The following is a 19,145-nucleotide window of genomic DNA, read 5'->3' on the forward strand; positions in this document are numbered from 1 at the left end:
GTGATCCGCCCTTCCCGACAAGTCGGGTAACCGGCCGATCACGTTACGAAGCGGCGTGGCCCTGCGCGCGGGCCACGCCGCTTCCGTCACCACGATCAGATCTTGGCGGCCGCCGCGGCGATCGCGCTCGCGAAGCTGGTCACCTCGGTGTACACCCCGGGCGCATGGGCGCGGGCGCAGCCGGTGCCCCAGCTCGTGATGCCGACCTGCACCCACTCGCCGGCGGTGTCGCGGCGGAACATCGGGCCGCCGGAATCACCCTGGCAGGTGTCGACGCCGCCGGCGGAGACGTTGCCCGCGCAGATCTCCGCGTTGGCGATGAGGCCGGTGTAGTCACCGCCCTGGGCCTTGCAGGTGGAGTCGGCCACGAAGGGCACCTGCGCTTTGAGGAGGTAGCGCTGCTGGGCGCCGCCTTCGGTCGCGGCGCCCCAGCCCGCGATGGTGAACGTGCCGGTGTTGAGGGAAGCGCTGGAGGCGAGCGGCAGCGTCGGCACACCGGTGACAGGGCTCGCGAGCTTGATCAGCGCCCAGTCACCGCCCGTGGTGTCGTACGTGGTCGAGCGGTAGACGTAGCTGGAGCGCACCTTCTTCGCGCTGGCGCTCTGCAGATCGACCACGCCGAGAGTGGCTGTGATCGAGGTGTTGGAGCCGGTGCGCGTGACGCAGTGGGCCGCGGTGAGCACGATCTGCGGCGTGTACAGCGCGCCGCCGCAGCCCATGGAAAGCCTGACCATCCAAGGGAATTCGCCTTGCGCCGCCCGGCTGCCGCCCACCACCTGGGTGCCGTTCGTGGACGGCGGCGGGCCGGCCACGGCGGGGGCCGCGAACCCGACCGCGGCGGCCAGCGCCGTGACGGCGACGAGGGCTTTTCCGAGCAGGGTGAACCGTCTCTGGGTGGTCATGGGGATCCGTCCTTCCGGTGTCCACAAGGGAGAGGGGATACGGGGAGTGATGACTCGACTACACCACGGCCCCGGCAACCGGACAACCGACTTTCTTCGGATCTTTCGGGCGAGCGGTCCCCTCGCGACACGGAACCGGTTCAGACCCGGGACAGCCGCCTGCGCACGAAGAACGCGGCCGCGCCCACCGCCAGCACCGCGCACCCCGCCACCACCGACGGCCACGGCAGGCTGAACGCCAGCACCGCGCACCCCACGAGCCCGGCCACCGCCACCACCCGCGGCGCCGGGTTCTCGTCCGCGCCCAGCCGCAGCGCCGAAGCGTTGGCGATCGCGTAGTACGCCAGCACCGCGAACGACGAAAACCCGATCGCACCACGGAGATCCACCGTGGTGGCGAGCACCGCGACGACCACGCCCACGGCCAGTTCCGCGCGCTGCGGCACCTCGAACCGCGGGTGCACGGCGGCCAGGAACCGCGGCAGGTGCCCGTCGCGGGCCATCGCCAGCGTCGTGCGCGAGACGCCGAGCACCAGCGCCAGCAACGAACCCAGCGACGCCAGCGTCGCCCCGCCCCGCACCACCGGCGAGAGCCACGGCGCCGCCGCCTCCGCGATCGGGTCCGCGCTCGCCGCCAGCCGCACCGGGCCCAGCGTGAGCAGCAACGCGACGGCGACCACGGCGTAGACCACGAGCGTGAGCCCGAGCGCGATCGGGATGGCACGCGGAATCGTCCGTGCGGGGTCACGCACCTCTTCGCCGAGCGTCGCCAGCCGCGCGTACCCCGCGAACGCGAAGAACAGCAGCCCCGCCGCGGTGAGCACACCACCACCGTGGAACGGCGCGAACGGCTCGGCCACGAACCCGCCCGACGTCGCGCTCACCACCGCCGCGACCAGCACCACGAGCGTGACCAGCACGATCACCCGCGTCGCCAGCGCGGAGCGGTGCACGCCCAGGCAGTTCACCCCGGTGACCGCTGCGACCACCACCACGGCGAGCACCGCGCGCCACGGCTGCCCCAGCCCAGGCGCGGCGTACGCGACCACCGTGAGCGTCATCGCCGCACAGCTCGCGGTTTTGCCGGTGACGAAGCCCCAGCCCGCGAGGTATCCCCAGAACTCGCCGAGCCGCGCCCGCCCGTACACGTACGTGCCGCCCGATTCCGGGTGTCGCGCCGCGAGCCGCGCGGACGACGTCGCGTTGCAGAACGCCACCACCGCCGCGATCCCCAGCGCGGGCAGCAGTCCCGCACCCGCCGCGGCGGCCGCGGGCGCGAACGCCGCGAACACTCCCGCACCGACCATCGACCCGAGCCCGAGGAACACGGCGTCCCCGAGTCCCAACCGGCGCGTGAGCGGCATCGTCGGTCCTCTTCCCGATCGGCGAACAACGAGCAGCGAAAGCGAACCACAGCCACCGCCGTGTCGGACCGGCTGTGTCACACCTCGCCCCTCGGCGTCGTCACCTCCGAGACCGCCGTTGGAAGGGAGACCCCCGTGAACACCGCACTCTGGACCGCGCAGATCGCGCTGGCCCTGCTGTTCGCCCTGTCGGGCGCGCTCAAGTCCACGATGTCGCGCGAGCGGCTGCTCGAAACCGGCCAGACCGGCGCCGCCGCCTACCCGCTGCCGGTGGTGCGCTTCGCCGCGATCTGCGAGCTCGTGGCGGTGCTCGGCCTGATCCTGCCGCAGCTCACCGGCATCGCGCCGAGCCTCACCGGCTGGGCCGCGGTGGGCCTGGTCGTGGTGATGATCGGCGCCATGGCCATGCACGCGCGCCTCGCGATCACGCGGCACAAGCCCGCGGAATGGCGCAACGTGTCGGCCAACGTGCTCATCGCCGCCGTCGCCGTGTTCGTGGCGACCGGCCGCCTCTGAGCGGCTGACCCGGATGGGCCGGACGATCCGGAACAACCCACTCAACCGACCGCCACGTCTTCACTTCCCGTTCCCCCGGACGCCAACCGCCATTCCCGCCCGGACGCGACCGTGGCGGGCGTGCGAGTACTGATCGTGGGTGGGGGCGTGCTGGGGACCATGCACGCGTGGCAAGCCGTCGGCCGAGGGCATGACGTGGTGCAGCTCGAACGCGAACCCGAGGCCCGGGGCGCGTCCGTGCGCAACTTCGGCCTCGTGTGGGTGAGCGGCCGCGCGGACGGGCCGGAACTCGCCACGGCGCTGCGGGCCCGCGAGCTGTGGCAGGAGATCGCCGAGCGGACGCCGGCGCTGGGCTTCCGCCCGAACGGCTCGCTCACCGTCCTGCGCACCGACGCCGAACGCGCCGTCGCCGAGGCCGCCGTGGCGAAACCCGACGCGGCCGAGCGCGGCTTCGAGCTGCTCACGCCGGAGGAGACCCGCCGGCTGAATCCCGCGCTGCGCGGGGACTTCACCGCCGCGCTCTGGTGCGAGCGCGACGCGGCCGTGGAACCGCGCACCGCCCAGCCCGCCCTGCGCGCGGCGCTGGCGAAGACCGGCCGCCACACCTGGCTGCCCGGCCGCGAAGTGCGCGCGCTCACGAACACCGGGGTCACCGACGACCACGGCGAGCACCACGAAGGCGACGTGGTGATCTTCTGCACCGGCGCGTGGCTCGGCGGCCTCGTGCGCGAGCTGGCCGGAGAGCTGCCCGTGCGCCGCGTGCGCCTGCAGATGGCCCAGACCGAGCCGCTCGGCGAGACGCTGACCACCAGCGTCGCCGACGCCGACAGCTTCCGGTACTACCCCGCCTTCCGCGGCGACGCGCTGGCCGAGCTCGGCCGCACCCAGCCGCAGGGCGAAACCGCCGCCGCGCACGCGATGCAGCTGCTCATGGTGCAGCGTCTCGACGGTTCGCTCACCATCGGCGACACGCACGAGTACGAGCAGCCCTTCGGTTTCGACGTGACCGAAGATCCGTACGAGCACCTCGCCGAGGTCGCCGGTGCGCTGCTGGGCCGGCCCTTGCCGCGGATTCGCCGGCGTTGGGCTGGGGTGTACGCCCAGGCGCTCGACCCGGCGGCGATCGTGCACCGGGAACGCCTGGCGGACAACGCTTTCCTCGTGACCGGCCCCGGCGGGCGCGGCATGACGTGCTCGCCGGCGATCGCCGAGGACACCGCGCGGGAGCTGGGCCTGTGACCACCGAGCTCGTGGTGCTGGACCTGGCCGGCACCACCGTGGTCGACGACGGGCTCGTGGTGCGCGCCTTCACCGCCGCGATCGCGAGCGCCGGAGTGTCCGAAGTGGACGAGCGCTTCCCGGCGATGCTCGCCCACGTGCACGCCACCATGGGCCAGTCGAAGATCACCGTCTTCCGCGCGCTGCTGCCCACCGAAGAGCTCGCGCAGCGCGCCAACGCCGAATTCGAGCGCGCCTACGCCCGGCTCGTCGCCGCGGGGGAGTGCAAGCCGGTGCCGGGCGCCGAGGACGTGGTCCGCGGCCTGCGCCACGGCGGCGTGAAGGTGGCGCTGACCACCGGCTTCGCGGCCGTGACCCAGCGGGCGATCCTCGCGGCGCTGGGCTGGCGCGACCTCGCCGACCTCACCCTCGCGCCGGGCGAGGGCGTGCGCGGGCGCCCGTTCCCCGACCTCGTGCTCACCGCCGTGCTGCGGCTGGGCATCACCGACGTGCGCAACGTGGCCGTCGCCGGCGACACGCCCTCGGACGTGCGCACCGGGCTGTCCGCGGGCGCGCGCGTGGTGGCCGGGGTGCTGACCGGCGCCGGCACCCGCGCGGAACTCCGCGAAGCCGGGGCGACGCACGTGCTCGACTCCGTGCGTGATCTGCCGGACGTGCTCGGCTGAAAGATTCTGCTCGGCGCGTGCAACCGGCCCGCCCTGCACTCCGTCCGCACGGTATGCGGACAACGGTGAAAGTCCTGGGTGTGAGCGCGGTGCTGCTGGGCGCCGCGGCGTGCGGCGGAGGAGCGACCCCGACCGGAACGGGCGGGGCTGCTTCGGCGCCGCCTTCGACGTCGCAGATCACGACACCCCCGGTGCCGCCGCCGACCACGCCTTCCTCGGCCGAGCCCCCGTCCGGCCCGCCGCAGAGCCGCCCGACGCAGGGCACGCCGCCCGGCGACACCGCCCCGGCCGCCGGCCAGATCGACGCTTCGGCGCTGCCCGGCGGCTACCCGCACGACGTGACGCTCGCGCAGGGCGGCAAGGTCGTGGTCATCCACGCCGACGAAGCGGGCTGCGACCACATCATGGCCGCCGCCGGCGAGGAGACGGCGCAGCGGGCCGTGGTGGTCGTGACCGTGACCAAGGCGCCCCGCGGCCAGATGTGCCCCATGCACGTGCGCGAGGTGTCGCTGCCGGTGCCGCTGGCCGAGCCGCTCGGCGGCCGCAAGCTGGTTCTCGAACCCGGTTCGTGAGCGCGTGCAACCCGCCGCGGCCCCGGTTCCGTCCTGACTGCATGAGGTACTTGACGAAGCTGGTCGGCACGGGCTTGATCCTCGCCACGGTGACAGCCTGCGGCGGCCAGGAGACCATGGCCACCCATCCCGCGTCCGGGGGCGACTCCGTGGCGCCGAGCGGCAGCGTGACGACCTCACCGTCGGCGATGCCCCCGGCACCACCGAACCCCACGGGCAAACCGCGGCTCGAGGTGCCGGCCGGCAGCACGCCGGTGCCCGCCGGCAAGGTCGACGCCACCGCGCTGCCGTCCGGGTTCCCGCACGAGGTCTACACGGCCAACGGCGGCACGATCCTCAACGTCCGCGCCGAAGAGGGCGGCTGCGGCCACGCCCTCGGCGAGGCGATCGAGCAGACCGCGCAGCGCGTGGTCGTGGACCTGAGCGAGACCAAGGCGCAGACCGGCCAGATGTGCACGATGGACTTGCGCTACCCCTATCTCTCCGTGGCGCTCGCCGCGCCGCTCGGCGAGCGCACGGTGGTCCTGAAGCAGTCGCCGCCTCGGTGACGGCTTCGCTCGGCCGGCGCCGCGCGGCTCGTTCGGGGGGCCACCGCCCCGAGCCGCGCGGCACCGGCCGGACGGTCACCCGGCTGCCGCCCGCCCCGGCGGCACCCGGGTGATCTCCAACCGTGATCTCCAACCGTGGGTGCCCGCGCTCGAATCGTGGGCCCACCTGCGGGGCCCTAGGCTCACCGGCCATGGGTACTCGCCAGGTCTCGCGCACCGCGCTCGTCTCCGCCGCCCCCGAGCAGATCTTCGACCTGCTCGCCGACCCCGCCAACCACGCGCTCATCGACGGTTCGGGCACCGTGCGCTCCAGCCGTGACGACGCGCCCGGCCGGCTTTCGCTCGGCGCGAAGTTCGGCATGGACATGAAGCTCGGCGCGCCCTACCGGATCAGCAACACCGTGGTCGAGTTCGAGGAGAACCGGCTCATCGCGTGGCGGCACCTGATGGGTCACCGCTGGCGCTGGCTGCTCGAGCCCGCCGGTGCGGGCAAGACGACCGTGACCGAGACGTTCGACTACTCCACGGCCCGCTCGCCGCTGGCGCTGGAGCTGACGGGTTTCCCGAAGCGCAACGCCGAGGGCATCGAGAAGACCCTCGCCCGGCTTACGAAGATGTTCCCGGGCTGACCGCAATGCGGCGTGAGCTGTACCGCGTTCGGCGGTAGCGGCGAACAGTTAGTTGTAGTGTGCTAAATGTTAGGATTTAGCAACTACTTTTGGTGGGGTGCCGTGTTGAGTGGGGCCGTCTTGGGTGGCGCAGCGCCGGAGCTCAGCCGGCGGCGTCGGCAGATGGTGCTGGCCGTCTGTTGCACGAGCCTGTTCATCGTGGGGCTCGACAACACCATCGTGAACCTGGCGCTGCCCTCCATCCAGCACGACCTCGGCGCTTCCGTGTCGAGTCTGCAGTGGACGATCGACGCCTACACGCTCGTGCTCGCGAGCCTGCTGATGCTCTCGGGTTCCACGGCCGACCGGCTCGGCCGCCGGCGCACGTTCCAGACGGGGCTGGTGCTGTTCGGGCTCGGTTCGCTGCTGTGCGGTGTCGCGCCGAGCGTGGGCCTGCTCATCGCGTTCCGTGCGCTGCAGGCCATCGGCGGCTCGATGCTCAACCCGGTGGCGATGTCCATCATCACCAACACGTTCACCGACCCGAAGGAGCGCGGGCGCGCCATCGGCATGTGGGGCGCCACGATGGGCCTGTCCATGGCGATCGGCCCGGTCCTGGGCGGCGCGCTCGTGGGCGCGGCCGGCTGGCGGTCGATCTTCTGGATCAACGTGCCGGTGGTCATCGCCGCGGTCGTGCTCACGGCGGTGTTCGTGCCGGAGTCGCGCGCGCCGCGGCCGCGCCGGCTCGACCCGGTGGGGCAGCTGCTGGTGATCGTGTTCCTCGCCGGCCTCACCTACGGCATCATCGAAGGCCGCGACCTCGGCTACGGCTCCCCGCAGATCCTCGTCTCCTTCGTGCTCGCGCTCGTGGCGGTGGCCGTGTTCGTGCCGTACGAACGCCGCCGTGCGGAACCCCTGCTGGAACCCCGGTTCTTCCGCAGCGCGCCGTTCTCCGGCGCCACGCTCACGGCGGTGTCCGGCATCGCGGCGATGGCCGGGTTCCTCTTCCTCAACTCGCTGTACCTGCAGGACACCCGCGGTTACAGCGCGCTGCACGCGGGCCTGCTCACGCTGCCGATGGCCATCATGTGCGCGGTCTGCGCGCCCATCTCCGGCCGGCTCGTGGGCACCCGCGGCGCGCGGTTGCCGCTGGTCGGCGCGGGGCTCGGCACGGTGATCGGCGCGCTGCTGATGCTCGACCTGTCCGCCTCGACGCCGCTGTGGCGGCTGATGATCGCCTACGTGGTGTTCGGCATCGGGTTCGGCCTGGTCAACGCCCCGATCACCTACGCGGCGGTGTCCGGCATGCCCCGCGCGCAGGCCGGGGTGGCCGCCGCCATCGCGTCCACGAGCCGCCAGGTCGGCACGTCGCTGGGTGTCGCCGTGATCGGCGCGGTGGTGACCGCGCGGGTGCAGGGGCCGTTCGCGAGCGGTCTGCCGGCCGCGAGCCACGCCGGGTGGTGGATCATCGGCGGCTGCGGTCTGCTGGTGGTCGTGCTCGGACTCGTCACGACCACGCGCTGGGCCCACGCGACCGCGCGCAGCATCGCCCTGGAGGAAGACGCCGGCGCGGGGCTGGTGCGAGCCTGACATGAGCCGCCCGGACTCCGACGACGAAGTCGCGAAGCGCGTGTGGGCGCGGATGCGCGCGCTCGTGCTCGACCGCCACGAACGCAAGCGCGAGGTGTGCGAGGCGCTCGGCATGAGCTTCATCAAGATCAAGGCGCTGCGCCGGGTCGCGGCGCGGCCGCTGACGATGAGCGAGCTCACCGAGCAGCTCAACACCGACCGGCCCTACACCACGCACGTGGTGGACGAGCTCGTGCGCCGCGGCCTCGTGCTGCGCGAGCCGCACCCGGAGGACCGGCGCAGCCGCGTGGTCACCGTCACGGCCCCGGGCGCCGTGGCCGCCGCGCAGGCCGAGCGCATCCTGGGCGAGCCGCCGAAGTCGATGCTCGCGCTGTCGTCCGCGGAGCTGGCCGAACTCGACCGCCTCATCGCCCAGGTCGCCGACGACTGAGACAGCTGCGCCCCGCCCACCGGACGGACAATGGTGGGCGGGGCGCAGCTGTATCCGGCTAGCGGAAGCTGATCTGCAGCACCGGTTCGCTGGTGGCCGCGAAGAAGTCGTTGCCCTTGTCGTCGATCACGATGAACGCGGGGAAGTCCTCGACCTCGATCTTCCAGACCGCTTCCATGCCGAGCTCGGCGTACTCGAGCACGTCGACCTTCTTGATGCAGTCCTTGGCCAGCCGCGCGGCCGGGCCGCCGATCGAGCCGAGGTAGAAGCCGCCGTGGTTCTGGCACGCGGCGGTGACCTGCTTCGAGCGGTTGCCCTTCGCGAGCATCACCATCGAGCCGCCGGCGGCCTGGAACTGCTCCACGTAGGAGTCCATGCGCCCGGCCGTGGTGGGGCCGAACGAGCCGGACGCGTAGCCCTCGGGTGTCTTCGCCGGGCCGGCGTAGTACACCGGGTGGTCCTTGAGGTACTGCGGCATCTCCTCGCCCGCGTCGAGCCGCTCGGCGATCTTCGCGTGCGCGATGTCGCGCGCCACGACCAGCGGCCCGGACAGCGACAGCCGCGTCTTCACCGGCAGCTGCGAAAGCTGCGCGCGGATCTCGGCCATCGGGCGGTTGAGGTCCACGCTCACGACCTCGTCGGACAGGTCGTCCTCGGTCACGTCGGGCAGGAACTGCGCCGGGTCGCGCTCGAGCTGCTCGATGAACACGCCGTCGGAGGTGATCTTCGCCTTGGCCTGGCGGTCGGCCGAGCACGAGACCGCGATGCCGACCGGGCAGCTCGCGCCGTGGCGGGGCAGCCGGATCACGCGCACGTCGTGGCAGAAGTACTTGCCGCCGAACTGCGCGCCGATGCCGAACTGGCGCGTCATCTCCAGCACCTGCTGCTCGAGGCTCGGGTCGCGGAACGCGTGGCCCAGCTCGGAACCCTCGGTCGGCAGCGTGTCGAGGTAGCGCGCGGAAGCGAGCTTCGCGACCTTCAGGTTGAACTCCGCCGACATGCCGCCGACGACGATCGCCAGGTGGTACGGCGGGCAGGCCGCGGTGCCGAGGCTGCGCAGCTTCTCGTCCAGGAACCGCGCGAGCCGCTTCGGGTTCAGCACGGCCTTGGTCTCCTGGTACAGGAACGTCTTGTTCGCGCTCCCGCCGCCCTTGGCCATGAACAGGAACTCGTAGGACGGGTCGCCTTCGCCGTCCTTGTGGTACAGCTCGACCTGCGCCGGCAGGTTGGTGCCGGTGTTGCGCTCGTCCCAGAACGTGGTCGGCGCCATCTGCGAGTAGCGCAGGTTCAGCTGCTGGTAGGCGTCGAAGATGCCTTCCGACAGGGCCCGTTCGTCGTCTCCGCCGGTGAGCACGCCTTCCGAGCGCTTGCCGATGACGATCGCCGTGCCGGTGTCCTGGCACATCGGCAGCACACCGCCGGCCGAGATGGCCGCGTTGCGCAGCAGGTCCATCGCGACGAACCGGTCGTTGCCGCTCGCCTCGGGGTCGTCGACGATCGCCCGCAGCTGCTGCAGGTGTGACGTACGCAACAGGTGCTGGATGTCCGTGATGGCGGTGCGCGCGAGCGTGGTCAGCGCCGCGGGGTCGACCTTGAGGAACTTCCGGCCGGCGGCCTCGACGGTTTCGACGCCGTCGGCCGTGACGAGCCGGTACTCGGTGGTGGTGTCCTTGCCGAGCGGCAGGACTTCCGTGTGCTGAAACGTGGTGGACGGCACAGCCAGGCTCCTTTGCCCTGATCGGGATCCGACCACGGTACTCAGCGCCCGCCGGCGGCCCGCACACCCGCGCGACGACTGTGTCGCAAGGCACTCACCGGGTTTCCCCGCGGGGGCGTCACGCGGGGTTTGGTTCGGGAGGCCGGGCCCACCCCGACGGACCCGACCTCCCGGGAAAGCGGCCGGGTGAGGACACCCGCCGCGTGGCTCACACCTGGCGTTCCGTTCGCCTAGCACGACAGTCTCGTGACGTAGGTCATAAGTCAACGCGGCCGAACGGGTGTCGCCCACTGCTTGCTACCCAGTCACCAACCGCCTCAAACGCCGGTGATCGTTCGCCTGCCGCGCCGGCGAAAGGCCATCGGAACGCCGAAGACCCCGCGGTCAAGGCCGCGGGGTCTTCGAGTTCGGTCAATTGGGGAAGGCAGCCACCCGGGGGTCCAGGGGCTTGCTCCCCTGGCAGGCGTCTGGGGGTTCGACCCCCAGGAGACACCTGACGTGGGCTTGGGCAAGCGCTCTTCGCGAGCACGCCGCACCCGGTCACCAACCGCCGGTGTCGTTCGCCTGCCGCGCTGGAGGAACCCGTGCCGCAAACGCCGAAGACCCCGTGGACCGGGGGCCACGGGGTCTTCGGACTGGCTACGAATCAGGAGGCGTAAGCGCGCAGGCGCTCGGCGCGCTCGCCCTGGCGGAGTTTCGCCATGACCTCGCGCTCGATCTGGCGCACGCGCTCGCGCGAGAGACCGAAGTGCTTGCCGATCTGGTCGAGCGTGCGGGGCTGGCCGTCGTCGAGGCCGTAGCGCAGGCGGATGACGTGCTGTTCGCGGTCGTCGAGGGTGGCGAGCACGCGGCGCAGGTCGTCCTGCAGGAGACCGGAGATCACGGCGCTTTCGGCGTCGGTCGCTTCGGAGTCCTCGATGAAGTCGCCGAGCGGGGCGTCTTCCTCGGCGCCCACGGGCATGTCGAGGCTCACCGGGTCGCGGGACTGGTCGAGCAGATCCGAGATCTTGTGCACCGGGATGCCGGACTCGGCGGCCAGCTCGTCGTGCGTCGCGTCACGGCCGAGCTGCTGGTGCAGGTCGCGGCGGATGCGGGCGAGCTTGTTGACCTGCTCCACGAGGTGGACCGGCAGCCGGATGGTGCGACCCTGGTCGGCCATCCCCCTGGTGATGGCCTGGCGGATCCACCAGGTGGCGTAGGTCGAGAACTTGAACCCCTTGGAGTAGTCGAACTTCTCCACCGCGCGGATCAGACCCAGGTTCCCCTCCTGGATCAGGTCGAGCAGCGGCATCCCCCGGCCGGTGTAGCGCTTCGCGAGCGAGACCACGAGGCGGAGGTTGGCCTCCAGCAGGTGGTTCTTCGCCACGTGCCCGTCGCGCACCAGCGCGGTGAGCTCGGTGCGGCGCTTGGTCGTGAGGCTTTCGGCGGTGTCGAGCATGTGCTGCGCGAACACGCCCGCCTCGATGCGCTTCGCGAGCTCGACCTCGTCGGCCGCGGTGAGCAGCGCGGTCTTGCCGATGCCGTTCAGGTACACGCGCACCAGGTCGGCAGCCGGGCTTTGGGCGTCGAGGTCGGCATCCGTGAGCGTCCCCACACTCGCGGGCTCCTCGTTCTGCTGTGCTGGAATCCCACGCTCGCGAATCCCGCGCGCTTCGCGTTCGAGAGTCTGGACTGACATTCTCTGCCTCCCCGGTCACGGGCTGAACGTGTCTCGCCTGTGCTGCGCCTTCGGTGTCGGGCCCTGTGGAAACCCTGACCGCCGACCCAGCCGGCTTAGCTGGACACTTGTGATAACGCGCCGGGTTTCCAAAACGTTCCCGGCCTCTGAAGAAAGGACGGGCACACCCACCGCCCGGTTGCTCCACCAAAACTGAGCTTTTGCTGAGAAGCGCGCCACAACGGGAATAATCATGAGAATTCCATGAGAATCCGCTCGGTGGGTGAACCACTTACCGGCCGGATCCGTTCCCGGACACCGGGAGAGTAGTGGTCTAGACCTCAATGAGAAGCGTGAACGGACCGTCGTTCACGCTCTCCACCGCCATCATCGCGCCGAAGCGTCCGGTGGCCACGGACGCCCCGCGCGCCCGCAGCTCCCGCACCACGGCGTCCACCAGCGGCTCGGCCACTTCCGGGCGCGCGGCGGCGACAAAGGACGGCCGGCGGCCCTTGCGCGTGTCGCCGTAGAGCGTGAACTGGGACACCACCAGCAACGGCGCACCCGCGGTGGCGCACGACTGCTCGTCACGCAGAATCCGCAGTTCGTGGAGCTTGCGCGCCATCGTCGCGGCTTTCGACTGATCGTCGTCGGCGTGAATTCCCAGCAGCACCAACAGACCCGGTTCTTCGAGGGCGCCCGTCACTTCGTCGCCGACCGTCACCTTCGCCCGGGTGACGCGCGCCGCGACCGCCCTCACCGAGTCGACGAGACCGAAGCCGGCACGAGCATCCCGTGCCGCACGAGCTCCCGCACCACCGGCAGCGCGGCCGCGGCCAGCTCGGCCGGGTCCAGGCCCTGCGCGGCCGCCAGCAGCTCCACGAGGTCCTCCAGCGCCAGCACGCCCCGGCAGCCCGCGAGCAGCCGCGTGAGGAGCTCGTCGACCTCGTGCTGCCAGCCGGGCCCGTCGGTGCGGTGCAGGCGCCGCACGGTGGTCTCCCAGCCCTCGTCGCCGGGGGAGTCGACGCGTTCGAGCAGCACGGAGTCGGGCACGCGGAACGCCACGTCCATCAGGTGGTCGCCCTCCGTGCGCAGCCACTCCACGCGGTCGAGCCAGTCGGCCGCCTCCGGACCCAGCGGGTCGTCGTAGGCCTGGCGCAGGTCCTCGCACACCACGGTGGGCGTGCGCCCGGCCGCGCGCCGCAGCGTGACGAAGCCGAAGCCGATGCCCTGCACGCGGTTCTCGGCGAACCAGTCGAGCCACGCGGCCGCCTTCACCCGGCCTTCGGGCGAGCGCGGGTCGATGCCTTCGTCGCGCAGCCAGGTGCCCACGTACAGCGCGGGGTCGGCCACGTCACGCTGCACGAACCACGCGTCCGTCTCCGCCGGCAGCCAGCGCGCCACCCGATCGGACCAGTCTTCGCCGCCGGTGTGCAGCCAGGAGGCCAGCAGCTGTCCGGTGCCGCCGTCGTTGAGGAAGCCCGGCAGCTGGCGCACCACGAGCGCGCTGGCGTCGTCGCCGGCCAGGCCGGAGTCGCGATAGGTGTAGTCCACGCGCGGAGGTCCGACCACGAACGGCGGGTTGCACACGATCTGGTCGAACCGGCGCCGCGCGACCGGCGCGAACCACTCGCCGCGCACCAGCTCCACGTCGAGTTCGTTGAGCCGGAACGTGCCGGCCGCCAGCGCGAGCGCCCGCGCGGACACGTCGGTGGCTGTCACGCGCTGGGCGTGGCGCGTGGCGTGCAGGGCCTGCACGCCGTTGCCGGTGCCCACGTCGAGCAGCGTGCCGACCGGCCGGCGGCTGGTGGCGCGGATGAGGCTGAGCGACGCGTGGCCCACGCCGAGCACGTGGTCCTCCGGCACGACGTGGCCGAGCATGTCGGCGTCGAGGTCGGCCACGACCCACCACGAGCCCTCCTCGTCGCCGTGGGGGCGGATGTCGAGCGCGGCGCGGTAGCCGTCGGTGTCGGCGGCGAGGATCCCCGCGGCCACGGCGGCTTCCGGTGTCAGCGGCGAAAAAGCGGACTCGACGGACTTTTCGGACTCCGGGAGGCCGAGGAGGAACAGCCGCACGAGCGTGCCGAGGTCACCCGCGTCGAGGCTCGCGCGCCGGGCGGGCTCGGGCTCGCCGCGGCCCAGTGCCGCGTGGGCCGCGCCGCCGAGGGCGTCGACGACCCCGTCGGCGTCGTAGGCGGCGCGCCGGAAGGCCTCGCGCAGGCGGGCGCAGACGTCGTCGGACAGGTCGGGCAGAGGCGTGTTCGTGCTCACGGGGAGTAAGCCTGCCACGATGGACGCTGTGACTCCCGAACGTGTCCTCGCTCCGCTCGCCGCGGCCCTGCCCGGCCTGGAGGCGCTCTACGTCGACTTCCACCGCCATCCCGAGCTGGCGTTCGCCGAGACGCGCACCGCGGCCGAGCTCGCGCGCCGGCTCGAGGCCGACGGGTTCGAGGTCCACACCGGTGTCGGGCGCACCGGCGTGGTCGGCGTGCTGCGCAACGGCGAGGGCCCCACGGTGATGCTGCGCGCGGACATCGACGCGCTGCCGGTCGAGGAGAAGACCGGCCTCGACTACGCGAGCACCGCGCACGGCGTCGACGAAGCGGGCAACGAGGTGCCGGTGATGCACGCCTGCGGCCACGACATGCACGCCACCTGGCTCTCGGGCGCCGCGAGCCTGCTCGCCGCCGCGCGCGAGGACTGGTCCGGCACGCTGCTGGTCGTGTTCCAGCCCGCGGAGGAGGGCAGCGGCGGCGCGACGGAGATGATCGCCGCGGGCCTGTTCGACCTCGCCGGCCGCCCCGACGTGGTCTTCGGCCAGCACCTCGCGCCCGCTCCGGCCGGCTGGGTCCTCACCCGGCCCGGCGTGCTCATGGCGGCCTCCGACACGCTGCGCATCACGCTGCACGGGCGCGGCGGTCACGGCTCGCGGCCCGAGACCACCGTCGACCCGGCGGTGATGGCGGCGTCGGTGGTGCTGAAGCTGCAGACGGTGGTCTCGCGCGAGGTCGCGGCCACCGAACCGGCCGTGGTCACGGTCGGCTCGCTGCACGTCGGCTCGGTCGGCAACGTGATCGCCGACGACGCCGTGCTCGAGGTCAACACCCGCGCCTTCGACGACGCGGTGCTGCTGCGGCTGCGCGCGGCCATCGAACGCATCGCGAACGCCGAGGCCGTGGGCGCGAACGCACCGAAGCCGCCCACGATCGAGCTGCTCAACTCCTACCCCGCGACCTCGAACGACGAGACCACTTCCGACGAGCTCACCGAGGTGTTCCGCGGGCACTTCGCCGAGGGCACCGTGCTGCCGGCGCCGCTCGTGACCGGCAGCGAGGACTTCGGCGAGTTCGGCGCGGCGGCCGGTGTGGGATCGGTGTTCTGGCTGGTCGGGGGCCTCGAACCGCAGGAGGTGATCACGGCGATGACCGAGGGCCGCTTCGAGACCGACATCCCGTCGAACCACTCGCCGCGCTTCGCGCCGATCCTGCACCCGACGCTGCGCGCGGGCGTGGAGACCTTGGTCCTCGCCGCGCTGTCACGGATGTCGCACCCGGGTGTCGGATGAGGGCCCGGAGTGGGAGCATGGACGGTGGAGGTGGTGCTGTGAACGAGCCCGCCCAAGGTTCGGATCCCCGCCCGGCCCCGGTGCTGATCACCGAGGCAGAACCGTCCTACGAAGTCCAGCTCGCCGCGCGCAAGAAGAAGTACATCATCATGATGGTGTGCCGCATTCCGTGCCTGATCCTGGCCGGGCTGACCTACCACACGTGGTGGCTCGCGCTCACGTTCCTGGTGATCTCCGTGCCGCTGCCGTGGATCGCGGTGCTGATCGCCAACGACCGGCCGCCGCGCAAGACGCAGAACGTGAACCGGTACCAGGCCGAGGCGAAGCAGATCGAGCAGCGTGAGCACCGGGTGATCGACGGCTGAGGCCCGGTCCGTGAGCGCTGCCGCCGCGATCGACGGCAGCACTCACGAGCCGCGGCGCCGGCTCAGGCGCGCCGCGTCAGGGCTGGTGGGTCAGGGCTGGTGGGTCAGGGTTGGGGCCCGACGCGGCTCACGGCCAGCGCACCCAGGCGGGTGCCCTCGCGCAGCACGTCCACTGTGGACCCGCCGGCGAGCCAGGTGGTGAGCACGCCGGCGTCGAAGGCGTCGCCCGCGCCGGTGGAGTCCAGGCATTCGGTTTCGATCGCGGGAACGGTGGTCACCCCGTGGGCGTCGACCCAGGTGGCGCCGTCGAGGCCGGCCGTGACGACCACCGCGCCGACGGTGGAGAGAAGTTCCTTGGCCGACAGGGGATCGGCCGAACCCGTGAGCGCCACGAGCTCCTCGGTGTTGGGCATGAGCAGGTCGGTGCCGCGCACGTCGTCGAGGAAGGCGGCGGGGTCGTGGATGTGGGCGGCGGCCTGCGGGTCGACGGACGTGGTGAGCCCGGCTTCCTTGGCCGCCGCCAGCGCGGCGAGGCCGGCGGGACGCGAAGGCGGGTCGAGCAGCACGTAACCGGAGAGGTGCAGGTGGCTCGCGCCGGCCAGCGACTCGGGGGTCACGTCCTCGGGCCGGAAGCGCTGGTTCGCGCCGCGGTCGGCGAGCATGCTGCGCTGGCCGTCGGCGTCCACCATCACCACCACGCAGCAGGTGGCCGCGTCGGGGTCGAGCGCGAACGCGCAGCGCACGCCGGCCGCTTCCAGCTCGGCCGTGACCAGCCGGCCGCCGGAGTCGTCGCCGATGCGGGCCACGAGCGTGGTGTCGGCGCCCAGGAACCGCAGCCACAGCGCGGTGTTCGCGCCCGAGCCGCCGCCGGTGAAGCGGATCTTCGCGCGGGCGTCGCCGCCGTGGGGCAGCGGCAGGTCGTGGCGCGCGACCACGTCGAGGCCGGCGTCGCCGACCACCACGATGCCGGTCACGCCCGGTCCTCCCGCGCGGCGAGGGCCACCGCGACCTCGGTGGCGAGCTTCGCGTTGTTGAGCACCAAAGCCTCGTTGGCGTCGATGCTCACGCCGCCGCTCGCGGTGTGGAAGTGCTCCAGCAGCACCGGCGTCACGTCGGAGCCGTGCACGCCGTCTTCACGCAGCTTCGCGAGCCCGTCGGCCAGCAGCCGGTCGTGCAGTGCACGGTCCATTTCGGACTCTTCCGGAATCGGATTCGTGAGCAGCACCCCGGAATCCGCGTACGCCCGGTGCGCGGCGATCACGGCGGCGGCTTCCTTCGCGTCGTCCACGCGCCAGGCCACCGGGTGGCCCGAGGAGCGCAGGTAGAACGCGGGGAACTCGTCGGTGCGGTAGCCCAGCACCGGCACGGAGTTCGTTTCCAGCACCTCCAGCGTCGCGGCGATGTCGAGCACGGACTTCACGCCCGAGCAGACCACCACCGTCGGCACCTTCGCGAGCACCCCGAGGTCGGCGGACACGTCCCAGCTCTGCGCCGCGCCGAGGTGCACGCCGCCGAGGCCGCCGGTGGCGAACACGCCGATCCCGGCGCGCGCGGCCAGCGCCGACGTGCCGGCCACGGTGGTGGCGCCCGAGCGGCCGAGGCCCACGGCCGGGCCGAGGTCGCGCAGGGAGAGCTTGTCCAGCCCGGCGCCGGGCCGGCACACGCGCTCCAGCTCGGCGGGCGACAGGCCGATCACCGGGCGCCCGTCGAGCACGGCGATCGTGGCGGGGACGGCGCCGCCGGCGCGTACCACCTGCTCGAGCCGGTGGGCGACGTCGAGGTTGCGGGGGTGGGGCAACCCGTGCGACAGGATGGTGCTCTCGAGGGCGACGACGGGGTGGCCGTCACGCAACGCCGAGGCGACTTCCCCGTGGACGAAGAGTTCTGTGGTCACGAACGGACATCATCGGTGATCGCCGGCGCGCTCGCGCCAGCGGGTCAGCTCGGCCGCCAGGTTGCGGCGCGCGGGCGTGTCCCAGCGTGTCCGCGCGGTTCCACTGCGGTACAGCAGCGGCCGGGCCAGCAGGTTCGCCAGCACGGCCGCGCGGCCGGCGGCCCACGTCACGTCGTCGTACTTCGCGTATTCGCGGCGCACGGCGGCGGCGTACTCGGCGTAGTCCTGCGGGGCCGCGCCGAGGATCGCGAGGTCGGCGTCGAGCAGCGCGGTGGCCGCCGCGTCGCCTTCCGGTGCCTCGTGGCCCGCGGTGGCGAGCACGAGGGCCTCGGCGCGCGCGATGTGCCGTTCACCGGCGCCGGCCTCGGTGAGCCAGCGACGCAGCCACGCGGCGCTCGCGCGTTCGTCTTCGCCGGGCACGGCGTCGTACACCACGTCGTGGGCCCACGCGGCCAGCGCGACGGCGGCCCGCTCGTGCGCGTCGAGCCCGGCCGCGGCAGCGAGCTCCTCGCCATCGCGCGCGACGGCCGCGGCGTGCGAGAGGTCGTGGTAGTGCCGGTGCGGTTCGCCGTAGCGCGCTTCGAGATCGCGCCACGCTTCGCCGGCCACGGCCGCGCTGCCGCCCACGTGGGCCACGGCGGTACCCCAGTCCGTCATCGCGGGAACTCCCATCGGGTCGGCGAGGTCGTGAAGTCCTTCTCCCGCAAGGCGAACACGGTAGCGGGCCGCACCCGCACCGACGCGTTCACGGCCGGGTCCAGGAAGTCGATGCCGTAGGAGGTCTCGTACTTGGCGTTCATCGCGTCGAGGAACCCGCGGATCTCGTCGGCGTCCGTCACGATCTCGGCCGCGCCGCTGAGCACCACCGGCTCTTCGGGATCCTCCGTGGCCACGGACACGGCCGAGCCGGCCGCGACGTTGCGCGCCTTCACCGAGCGCAGCGACGAGGAGAACCACAGCACCTCGCCGGTCCACACCGCCCACACCGGCATCAGGTGCGGGGCGCCGGCGGGGGTCACGGAGGCGAGCCAGTAGTCGTGGGAGGTGCGCAGCCGCTCGTGAGCCCACTGCCACGGCAGCAGCCCGGCCGAAGCGGGGGCGATGCCGTAGCCCGGCATGTGCGGCCTGGTCGCGGTCGGTCCGTCCATGGCGCGGCTCCCGCCGTTCGGTGGCGCGTGGGCCCGACCCTAGACCCGCGGCCGGTGATTCCGGCAGTCGCGCGGCTGAGGCATGATGGACGCGTGAGCACCGAGACGCTGACGAAGCCGGAGACCGACAGCACCGAGTCGACCGAAGACGACTCCCCGAAGATGTTCCACTACGTGCGCAAGAACAAGATCGCCGAGAGCGCGGTCATGGGCACGCACGTGGTGGCGCTCTGCGGTGAGGTCTTCCCGGTCACGAAGTCGCCCAAGCCGGGTTCCCCGGTCTGCCCGGCCTGCAAGGAGATCTACGACGGTCTCCGCCCCGGCAAGGACGAGTAAGCCGGCACCGGCGCAGACCGCCGTCCCGC

Annotated in this window: 21 protein-coding genes; 11 read left to right on the plus strand and 10 right to left on the minus strand. The window is 72.3% G+C overall.

Annotation, left to right across the window (positions count from 1 at the left end):
* Positions 1–95 precede the first annotated feature (95 nt).
* A complete protein-coding gene (locus VSH64_RS02110) occupies positions 96–902 on the minus strand; it encodes a S1 family peptidase (protein ID WP_326833743.1) in 807 nt (268 codons plus the stop codon).
* Positions 903–1,042: 140 nt separating this feature from the next.
* Positions 1,043–2,266 carry an APC family permease gene (locus tag VSH64_RS02115; RefSeq protein WP_326833744.1) on the minus strand — a complete coding sequence of 408 codons (1,224 nt, stop codon included), beginning with the start codon at positions 2,264–2,266 and terminating at the stop codon, positions 1,043–1,045.
* 135 nt (positions 2,267–2,401) lie between these two features.
* Here VSH64_RS02115 and VSH64_RS02120 point away from each other — a divergent pair, with 135 nt between their 5' ends.
* The 8 genes from VSH64_RS02120 (at position 2,402) to VSH64_RS02155 (ending at position 8,434) form a co-directional block, all read left to right on the plus strand.
* The gene (locus VSH64_RS02120; protein ID WP_326833745.1) at positions 2,402–2,782 is read left to right on the plus strand and encodes a DoxX family protein; all 381 of its coding nucleotides are present in this window, start codon (positions 2,402–2,404) and stop codon (positions 2,780–2,782) included.
* 120 nt (positions 2,783–2,902) lie between these two features.
* Entirely contained in the window at positions 2,903–4,021 is a 1,119-nt protein-coding gene (locus VSH64_RS02125) for a TIGR03364 family FAD-dependent oxidoreductase (RefSeq protein WP_326833746.1), read from the plus strand.
* Complete coding sequence (locus VSH64_RS02130) at positions 4,018–4,686, plus strand: phosphonatase-like hydrolase (protein WP_326833747.1); 669 nt, start codon at positions 4,018–4,020, stop codon at positions 4,684–4,686. The genes VSH64_RS02125 and VSH64_RS02130 overlap by 4 nt, the downstream gene beginning before the upstream one ends.
* Positions 4,687–4,751: 65 nt before the next feature.
* Positions 4,752–5,258: a hypothetical protein gene (locus VSH64_RS02135; RefSeq protein WP_326833748.1), complete on the plus strand. Its 507-nt coding sequence runs from the start codon at positions 4,752–4,754 to the stop codon at positions 5,256–5,258.
* 41 nt (positions 5,259–5,299) lie between these two features.
* On the plus strand, positions 5,300–5,806 hold the full coding sequence (locus tag VSH64_RS02140; protein WP_326833749.1) for a hypothetical protein: 507 nt from the start codon (positions 5,300–5,302) through the stop codon (positions 5,804–5,806).
* Positions 5,807–5,997: 191 nt separating this feature from the next.
* Complete coding sequence (locus tag VSH64_RS02145; protein ID WP_326833750.1) at positions 5,998–6,435, plus strand: SRPBCC family protein; 438 nt, start codon at positions 5,998–6,000, stop codon at positions 6,433–6,435.
* Between the two features lie 162 nt (positions 6,436–6,597).
* Positions 6,598–8,004 (plus strand): MFS transporter, encoded by a 1,407-nt coding sequence (locus tag VSH64_RS02150; protein WP_326833751.1) that lies wholly within the window; start codon positions 6,598–6,600, stop codon positions 8,002–8,004.
* 1 nt (position 8,005) lies between these two features.
* On the plus strand, positions 8,006–8,434 hold the full coding sequence (locus VSH64_RS02155) for a MarR family winged helix-turn-helix transcriptional regulator (protein ID WP_326833752.1): 429 nt from the start codon (positions 8,006–8,008) through the stop codon (positions 8,432–8,434).
* A 58-nt stretch (positions 8,435–8,492) separates the two neighbouring features.
* Here the strand turns inward: VSH64_RS02155 and VSH64_RS02160 are convergent, their stop codons facing one another.
* The 4 genes from VSH64_RS02160 to VSH64_RS02175 form a co-directional block, all read right to left on the minus strand.
* Entirely contained in the window at positions 8,493–10,151 is a 1,659-nt protein-coding gene (locus VSH64_RS02160) for a fumarate hydratase (RefSeq protein ID WP_326833753.1), read from the minus strand.
* Between the two features lie 646 nt (positions 10,152–10,797).
* Complete coding sequence (locus VSH64_RS02165; protein WP_326833754.1) at positions 10,798–11,829, minus strand: sigma-70 family RNA polymerase sigma factor; 1,032 nt, start codon at positions 11,827–11,829, stop codon at positions 10,798–10,800.
* 313 nt (positions 11,830–12,142) lie between these two features.
* Positions 12,143–12,568: a D-aminoacyl-tRNA deacylase gene (dtd, locus tag VSH64_RS02170; RefSeq protein ID WP_326833755.1), complete on the minus strand. Its 426-nt coding sequence runs from the start codon at positions 12,566–12,568 to the stop codon at positions 12,143–12,145.
* Positions 12,565–14,079, minus strand: coding sequence for a DUF7782 domain-containing protein (locus VSH64_RS02175; RefSeq protein ID WP_326833756.1), 1,515 nt, complete (start codon positions 14,077–14,079; stop codon positions 12,565–12,567). Before VSH64_RS02175 ends, dtd begins: the two co-directional genes overlap by 4 nt.
* A 28-nt stretch (positions 14,080–14,107) precedes the next feature.
* Here VSH64_RS02175 and VSH64_RS02180 point away from each other — a divergent pair, with 28 nt between their 5' ends.
* Positions 14,108–15,373, plus strand: a complete 1,266-nt coding sequence (locus tag VSH64_RS02180) for an amidohydrolase (RefSeq protein ID WP_326837879.1) — start codon at positions 14,108–14,110, stop codon at positions 15,371–15,373.
* Positions 15,374–15,390: 17 nt separating this feature from the next.
* Positions 15,391–15,738: a DUF3099 domain-containing protein gene (locus VSH64_RS02185; RefSeq protein WP_326833757.1), complete on the plus strand. Its 348-nt coding sequence runs from the start codon at positions 15,391–15,393 to the stop codon at positions 15,736–15,738.
* A gap of 104 nt (positions 15,739–15,842) precedes the next feature.
* On the opposite strand, the gene VSH64_RS02190 is transcribed toward VSH64_RS02185, so the two are convergent.
* The 4 genes from VSH64_RS02190 to VSH64_RS02205 are packed head-to-tail and all read right to left on the minus strand — an operon-like array spanning position 15,843 to position 18,780.
* A complete protein-coding gene (locus tag VSH64_RS02190) occupies positions 15,843–16,712 on the minus strand; it encodes a carbohydrate kinase family protein (RefSeq protein ID WP_326833758.1) in 870 nt (289 codons plus the stop codon).
* Positions 16,709–17,632: a pseudouridine-5'-phosphate glycosidase gene (locus VSH64_RS02195; RefSeq protein ID WP_326833759.1), complete on the minus strand. Its 924-nt coding sequence runs from the start codon at positions 17,630–17,632 to the stop codon at positions 16,709–16,711. Before VSH64_RS02195 ends, VSH64_RS02190 begins: the two co-directional genes overlap by 4 nt.
* A gap of 9 nt (positions 17,633–17,641) precedes the next feature.
* On the minus strand, positions 17,642–18,289 hold the full coding sequence (locus VSH64_RS02200) for an HD domain-containing protein (protein WP_326833760.1): 648 nt from the start codon (positions 18,287–18,289) through the stop codon (positions 17,642–17,644).
* On the minus strand, positions 18,286–18,780 hold the full coding sequence (locus tag VSH64_RS02205; RefSeq protein ID WP_326833761.1) for a pyridoxamine 5'-phosphate oxidase family protein: 495 nt from the start codon (positions 18,778–18,780) through the stop codon (positions 18,286–18,288). Before VSH64_RS02205 ends, VSH64_RS02200 begins: the two co-directional genes overlap by 4 nt.
* Before the next feature lie 93 nt (positions 18,781–18,873).
* On the opposite strand from VSH64_RS02205, the gene VSH64_RS02210 reads away from it, so the two are divergent.
* The gene (locus VSH64_RS02210; RefSeq protein WP_326833762.1) at positions 18,874–19,116 is read left to right on the plus strand and encodes a DUF3039 domain-containing protein; all 243 of its coding nucleotides are present in this window, start codon (positions 18,874–18,876) and stop codon (positions 19,114–19,116) included.
* Positions 19,117–19,145: the final 29 nt, after the last annotated feature.

Origin of the sequence: Amycolatopsis rhabdoformis, from assembly GCF_035918295.1 — a bacterium.
GTDB lineage: Bacteria > Actinomycetota > Actinomycetes > Mycobacteriales > Pseudonocardiaceae > Amycolatopsis > Amycolatopsis rhabdoformis.

What these genes read in the sequence shown, in the direction of transcription:
- VSH64_RS02110 (WP_326833743.1), bottom strand. Translation starts at nt 902, where the DNA reads ATGACCACCCAGAGACGGTTCACCCTGCTCGGAAAAGCCCTCGTCGCC.
- VSH64_RS02115 (WP_326833744.1), bottom strand. Translation starts at nt 2,266, where the DNA reads ATGCCGCTCACGCGCCGGTTGGGACTCGGGGACGCCGTGTTCCTCGGG.
- VSH64_RS02140 (WP_326833749.1), top strand. Translation starts at nt 5,300, where the DNA reads ATGAGGTACTTGACGAAGCTGGTCGGCACGGGCTTGATCCTCGCCACG.
- VSH64_RS02145 (WP_326833750.1), top strand. Translation starts at nt 5,998, where the DNA reads ATGGGTACTCGCCAGGTCTCGCGCACCGCGCTCGTCTCCGCCGCCCCC.
- VSH64_RS02150 (WP_326833751.1), top strand. Translation starts at nt 6,598, where the DNA reads ATGGTGCTGGCCGTCTGTTGCACGAGCCTGTTCATCGTGGGGCTCGAC.
- VSH64_RS02155 (WP_326833752.1), top strand. Translation starts at nt 8,006, where the DNA reads ATGAGCCGCCCGGACTCCGACGACGAAGTCGCGAAGCGCGTGTGGGCG.
- VSH64_RS02165 (WP_326833754.1), bottom strand. Translation starts at nt 11,829, where the DNA reads ATGTCAGTCCAGACTCTCGAACGCGAAGCGCGCGGGATTCGCGAGCGT.
- VSH64_RS02185 (WP_326833757.1), top strand. Translation starts at nt 15,391, where the DNA reads ATGGACGGTGGAGGTGGTGCTGTGAACGAGCCCGCCCAAGGTTCGGAT.
- VSH64_RS02200 (WP_326833760.1), bottom strand. Translation starts at nt 18,289, where the DNA reads ATGACGGACTGGGGTACCGCCGTGGCCCACGTGGGCGGCAGCGCGGCC.
- VSH64_RS02205 (WP_326833761.1), bottom strand. Translation starts at nt 18,780, where the DNA reads ATGGACGGACCGACCGCGACCAGGCCGCACATGCCGGGCTACGGCATC.